The sequence below is a fragment of the Arthrobacter sp. SO3 genome (assembly GCF_020532825.1).
Taxonomy (GTDB): domain Bacteria; phylum Actinomycetota; class Actinomycetes; order Actinomycetales; family Micrococcaceae; genus Arthrobacter.
The window spans coordinates 1-3,648 of record NZ_MQTS01000049.1 but is presented as its reverse complement, the minus strand read 5'-3'; the positions used below and the strand labels follow the sequence as shown (position 1 = coordinate 3,648).

At 68.7% G+C, this 3,648-nt stretch carries 4 protein-coding genes; all 4 read right to left on the bottom strand.

Annotated elements, in window-relative coordinates; all coding sequences use genetic code 11:
* Positions 1-80: 80 nt before the first annotated feature.
* The 4 genes from BJQ90_RS05580 to BJQ90_RS05565 all read right to left on the bottom strand — a co-directional run bounded on the left by BJQ90_RS05580 (position 81) and on the right by BJQ90_RS05565 (position 3,623).
* Positions 81-377: a putative quinol monooxygenase gene (locus tag BJQ90_RS05580; protein ID WP_226759316.1), complete on the bottom strand. Its 297-nt coding sequence runs from the start codon at positions 375-377 to the stop codon at positions 81-83.
* Positions 378-727: 350 nt separating this feature from the next.
* Positions 728-1,663, bottom strand: a complete 936-nt coding sequence (locus tag BJQ90_RS05575) for an ABC transporter permease (RefSeq protein ID WP_226759315.1) — start codon at positions 1,661-1,663, stop codon at positions 728-730.
* A complete protein-coding gene (locus BJQ90_RS05570; RefSeq protein WP_226759314.1) occupies positions 1,653-2,378 on the bottom strand; it encodes an ABC transporter ATP-binding protein in 726 nt (241 codons plus the stop codon). Before BJQ90_RS05570 ends, BJQ90_RS05575 begins: the two co-directional genes overlap by 11 nt.
* Before the next feature lie 45 nt (positions 2,379-2,423).
* Positions 2,424-3,623, bottom strand: a complete 1,200-nt coding sequence (locus BJQ90_RS05565) for an ABC transporter substrate-binding protein (protein ID WP_226759317.1) — start codon at positions 3,621-3,623, stop codon at positions 2,424-2,426.
* Positions 3,624-3,648 lie beyond the last annotated feature (25 nt).

Sequence of the window (3,648 nt, the reverse complement as noted above, 5' to 3'; positions counted from 1 at the left end):
GTTTGGGGGCGGGCTGCGGGCGGGGCGACGGCGGCGGCGTCTCGGCGGCCGCCCCGCGAGCAGCGGCCCGGCTCCTGGGCCTACTTCACCGCGATGAGCTCGATGAGTTTAATGTCGGGGTCCTTGGCCAGCATCGCCGGGCCGTGCTGGCCAAGGGCCGCGGGGATGGCTCCGTCGAGGTGGGCCTGCCGGTCCGCCTCGGTGTCAAAGGTGTCAAAGATGCCGAACGTGTTCTCATTGACCCGGAAGGCGTACCAGGTCCGGGTGCCGGGCTCGGTCAGAACGATGTCGCGGCCGCCGTTGAGGAAGTCCCAGACATCCTGCTCCTTCCCGGGCTTGGCTTCGACCAGTGCCAGCACTCCGTATTTTGGCGCCACGGCTGTCTCCTCAGAATTGGGCGGGGTCGGCCGCATGCCGGCCTATAGCCGCGAGTGTAGGCCCGTCCCGGGGTCCGGACAAGGCGTCGCGAGGAGGAGCCCGCGCCCAGCAATCAGGCGTTCCAGATAGCGGCGCAGGATGACCCGCTCGACAAGCCAGCCCAGCGCTCCAAAGGGTGCCGAGAATTCAATCCGGTCCGTCATGACCGCCCCGGCGTCGGTGGCCGCGAACTCGCCAGGCACCAACAACGCGGGGTCATTTACGGCCCATAAACCCGGGGTTTATGGGCCGTAAATGACCCCGCGTTGCTTGTGGATTGCCCGCGTTGTTTGTGCGTGGAGGGTGGGGGTTAGCGGGTGCTGCCGGCGAGGAGGCCACGACGGCGGAGGAGGCGCTTTTCGATCGGGCCGAACACCAGCAGTTCGATCAGGATGCCGACGGCGAGGATCAGCAGGATCGCGGACATGACGATGGTCATGTCAGACAGGTCGCGGCCCTGGTTCAGCATGGAGCCGAGGCCGAAGCCGATGGTGCCGCCGACGGCGATGATTTCCGCAGCCATCAGCGAGCGCCAGGAGAAGGCCCAGCCCTGTTTGAGGCCGCTCAGGTAACCGGGCAGGGCGGCCGGGAGGATGATCTGGAGCGCGAGCTGGACCCGGGAGGCGCCCAGGACTTTCCCGACGCTGCGGTACTGCGGCGGGATCTGGTCCACGCCGGAGATCAGCCCGTTGATGATCGAAGGGATGGCGCCCATAAACACCACGAAGTACACGGTGGCGTCGGTGAGGCCGAACCAAATGATGGCGGCGGGTACCCACGCCACGGACGGAAGCACCTGCAGCCCGGAGATGAGCGGCCCGAAGGCGCGGCGCAGCGGGGCGACCTGGGCCAGCACGAGTCCGATCGGGGTGGCGATGGCCACGCTGATCAGGAATCCCACGAGCCCGCGCTGCAGCGAGGTCCAGACCGCTTCCTGCAGTTTGCCCTCGGCCCAGAGATGGCCGAACTGGGCCGCCACGTCCAGCGGGCCCGGCACCAGGTCCTGCCGTTTGAAGCCCATCGACACGTAGAGCTGCCAGATGACCACGAGGACCGCGATGGCGCCGACCGGCAGCAGGATCCGGCTCCAGTCGATCCGGGCCTTGCGCACGGCGTCGGACTGCAGCGAGTCCAGCCCGGCCTCGAGCTCGCGGAGGTCGGCCGAGCCGGTGGAGGACCGGGTCAGGGCCGCGGTGATGTGCCGGGTCTCGCCGGGCTCAACAAGCGAGGTTTGTTTACTTGGCATGGCGGCGGATCTCCTCGCGTAGCCGGGCGGTGATTTCGCCGGTGAGCTGGCCGGCCAGTCCGGCGTCGGTGCGGTGCTCTTCGCTGACGTGCCATTCCCGCACCACGCGGCCGGGCCGTGAGGAGAGCAGCAGCACGCGCTGGCCCAGCCGGACGGCTTCGCGGACGTTGTGCGTGACAAAAACGATGGTGCGGCCGGTTTCCTTCCAGATCCGCTCCAGCTCGTCGTGCAGCAGGTCGCGGGTGATCGCGTCGAGGGCGGCGAACGGCTCGTCCATCAGCAGCAGCTGCCGGTCCTGGGCGAGCGAGCGGGCCAGGGCCACACGCTGGCGCATCCCGCCGGAGAGCTCGTGCGGGCGCTTGTCCCCCGCGCCGCCCAGATGCACGAGGTCCAGCAGCTCGTTGGCCTTCACCCGCCGCCCGGCCTTGCCCACCCCGCGCAGCTTCAGCGCCAGCTCGATGTTCTCCCGGGCGTTCAGCCAGGGGAACAGCGCCGCGTCCTGGAACATAAAGGCGGCGCCGTCGCTCGGCACCTCGAGGGCGCCCGACGTCGGGGCCTCCAGTCCCGCCATGATGTTCAGCAGAGTCGACTTGCCGCAGCCGGAGGCACCGAGCAGGGCGACGAACTCGCCCTGCCCGATGCTGGCGTTGACGTCGTCCAGCACCGGGGCGCCGTCGCCGAAGCGCTTGCCCAGGTTTTCCAGTACGACTGGCATGGTCATGTCCTAACTAAGGTTGGCGGAACGGGCGGCGGGAACTGGCTAGTTCTTGCCCAGTCCCTGCGCGGAGACCTTCTTCCCGGTGGCGCCCTCGCCGAGGACGCTGTTCAGGGCCGTGAGGTCGAAGATGCCGGTGATGTCGGCCTGGGTGGTGGTCCCGGCGTCGACACCGTCCTGGAGGAGCTTCTTGTACGTTCCGGCGAGCGGGTCGACGGTGAAGACGATGTTCTTGAGCGACCGGTCGATCACGTCGGCGGCCAGGGCGGCGCCGGCGGATTCCTTGAGGGCGGCGTTGAGGACCGTGGACTTCTCCGCGGCCGGTGCGGCGTTGAGCCAGTTCACGGATTCGACGTGGCCCTTCAGCAGCGCCTTGACCGTGGCGGGGTGCTCGGCGGCGAACTTCTTGTTGACGATCAGGACGGTGGTGATGAACTCGCCCTTCTCCCACAGGTCCTTTTCGTCGACGAGGACCTTCGCGCCGGCCTGGAGCACCAGACGGGACGCCCAGGGCTCCGGGAGCCACGCGCCGTCGAGCTTGCCGTCCTGGAACAGTTTCAGGGTCTGGGCGTTCTCGGTGGGGTTGATGGCGACGTCGCCGCTGCCGTCGGTGTTGGTCTTGTAGCCCTCCTGGCCGAGCCAGGCGCGGAGTGCCACGTCCTGCGTCCCGCCGAGCTGCGGGGTCGCGAGCTTCCTGCCCTTGAGGTCCGCAGGCGAGGCGATCTCGGGTTTGACCACCAGCTGGGCTCCGCCGGAAGCTGCGCCGGCGATGATGCTGATCGATTCGCCCTTGCTCTTGACGTAGGAGTTGATGGCCGGGTTGGGGCCGATATAGGTGGCGTCGATGGCGCCGGCGTTGAGTGCCTCGATCGCGGCGGGGCCGGCGTTGAAGACCTGGGTGCTGAGCTTGGTCTCGCCGAGGCTCTTCGCGATCAGGCCCTGGCTGACCCCGACGAGGGCCGGGGCGTGCGTGATGTTGCCGAAGTAGCCGAGTTTGAGTTCGGCGGCGGGGGTGTCGGCAACCGCAGCGGCGGGCGTGGCGTCATTGGTGCGGGACACCGTGGACGCGACGGCGGCGCCGGCGCCGATCAGCAGGACCAGGCCGGCCGCCAGGGTGATCTCCAGGGTGCGCTTGCGCCTGGGCCTGGCGGATTTGCCGGCGACGATCCGGGTGGTGCCGGGTGTATGGCCGGTTGTCTGGCCGGGGGTCTGGCCGGGGGCGGCGTTGTTCGAGGGCGATGACATGCGGGAAGTCCTGTTCGTGGGGGTG